The 1,967-nt window shown below is 57.5% G+C and carries 2 protein-coding genes and 1 pseudogene; all 3 read right to left on the reverse strand.

Features of this window, described 5'->3' with window-relative positions; genetic code table 11:
* A pseudogene (locus tag ACOVRA_RS06935) lies at positions 1 to 1,304 on the reverse strand (conjugal transfer protein TrbE); the annotation flags it as partial.
* A 93-nt stretch (positions 1,305 to 1,397) separates the two neighbouring features.
* On the reverse strand, positions 1,398 to 1,673 hold the full coding sequence (locus ACOVRA_RS06940) for a VirB3 family type IV secretion system protein (RefSeq protein WP_421719642.1): 276 nt from the start codon (positions 1,671 to 1,673) through the stop codon (positions 1,398 to 1,400).
* 37 nt (positions 1,674 to 1,710) lie between these two features.
* The coding region (locus ACOVRA_RS06945; protein ID WP_421719643.1) for a TrbC/VirB2 family protein at positions 1,711 to 1,967 on the reverse strand (257 nt) is incomplete at its 5' end.

Below are 1,967 nucleotides of genomic sequence, written 5' to 3' on the forward strand. Positions count from 1 at the left end.
AGTCTGAACGGCGTTGCGCCCGAGGTCTCGGCAATCAATAAAGGCGGAGCAGCGAGATGACTATCTTCTGAAGGCCCAGCCCAAACTGCCGAGATGGGCAAGAGGTCGCAGAGGTTGAGCGTCGAGATCATAGGCCGGCGGACATCGGCATAAGGTTCGCCCGGCAAGCTCCCCAGCCAAGCTTCAACAGCATTGAGGTCTTCTGTTGCGGCTACAAAGCCCTGCGCATTGAGGCTTGCCTCAATTGCGCGCGCCTTATCGATTGCTCTAAGTTCAAGCCTGTCCATCACCGTAACGGTCAGGGTCAGATAACCAAAGGCACAGACTTCCGCGCCGAGTGCTTCTAGTGCTCCATCACATTCGTCCGTCTTGGCAGCTGCATCAGTATCAACCAGCGGCACATCTTCCTTGGTGATGGCCTCGCGCATCAGCGTGCCAATGCCTTTTCGCTTAGCAAACCAGCGCTTGCGTAATCTCAGGAGTTCGGTCTCGGCTCCGGCTTTATCGAGTGCAATCCAGCGGGCTACCCAGCGATAGGTGAAGGGCAATTGGCCAAGCGCGTCGAGCAGGCCTGGCAATGTCTTGGCTGGAAACGAGCGCACGCCAACGACGCGCAGATGTTGGGAGCCGAGTTTGGGCGCTATACCACCTTGAAGGGCGGTATCGGCTAATTGCGCGTCCAGAAAGACTGGAGTTTCAGGGACCGCGATAGAATGGTCTTTGGTGGAAATTGTTGAGTGCAGATAGGTGAGCGTCTCTTCATCCGACATCAGGCCTGCTTCGGGCAGTGCGTCGGCTATCAGATCCACGAGAATGCCGATCTCGCGCTCGAATAAAGCCAGCGTCTCGCGCCAATCGCGAGTGGCATTGGTGGCGCGGTTCTCGAAGAGAAAGCTCTGGGCGCGGCGCGCTTCATCGGGAGGAGGCAGCCAGGTCAGGGTCGCGACATGATCGGTCTCGAACGAATTGCCAGCTTCATCAAATAGTGCCCGTCGCTCCTGATCAACCAGCCACGCGATCGGTGTGGCAATCTCAGTATGCGGGTAGGGGTCTGCTGCCCTTCGACGGGCTTCCAGATGAAGGCACCAGCCAGTGCCTAGGCGCCTCAACATATTATTGAGGCGCGCTCGAACCGCCATCAGTTCTTCTGGCGTTGAGCTTTCAAGATCTGGGCCACGAAAACGCACGCAAGCACTGAAACTGCCATCCTTGTTCAGGATCACGCCCGGAGCCACGAGTGCAGCCCATGGCAAATGGTCAGCAAGGCTGATCGGCTTTTTCCGATATTCATCCAGAAAGCGCATGACTTCTCACTCCCGGGCGGCACGGCCCCAAGCTTTGGTTAGAATTGCAGGTTGGAAATTGGGCTTGAGGTGATCGGGCCAGAAGCTGGCCGATCAGGCCCCAAAATACCCTGGTAGCGATAGGTGCCGCCTCAAGACATCCAAGAATTTCGGATCGGTTTTGGCGCACCAAAGTCCTATGGCGTGCGCGACACCCCACCAGATCAGGCCAAGCCACCAAAGCTTGAGGGCAAGACCCAAAACCAGAGCCAATGTTCCCATCAGGATCGCATATTCGCGCGGCAGACCTGCGAGCAGGATCGGCTGGGTTAGGGACCCCGCGAGAGGCAGTTCATAGCCTTCGGGTCGATCAGGATGAAATGCACGCATCGGAGCGTCCTTTCAAATCGGGTTTGGGATCGCTTGATTAGCCGATCACTGCCCCGCCACCAAAACCAAAGAAGCCCATGAAGAAGCTTGCTGCTGCAAAGGCAATCGCGACACCAAACAGAATCGACACGCCGCGCCGGAGGCCGGAACCTGATTCAGAGAAGGCTACACCCAGACCAAATATGGTCACAGCAATGACGCCACCTGCCTGGGCCACGGGACCCGTAAAGCTTCCGACGACTTGTTGAAGGGGACCTTCCCAAGGCATGCCGGTACCACCGGCGAATGCTGGCG

The organism is Aquidulcibacter sp. (assembly GCF_049239865.1).
Taxonomy (GTDB): domain Bacteria; phylum Pseudomonadota; class Alphaproteobacteria; order Caulobacterales; family Aquidulcibacteraceae; genus Aquidulcibacter.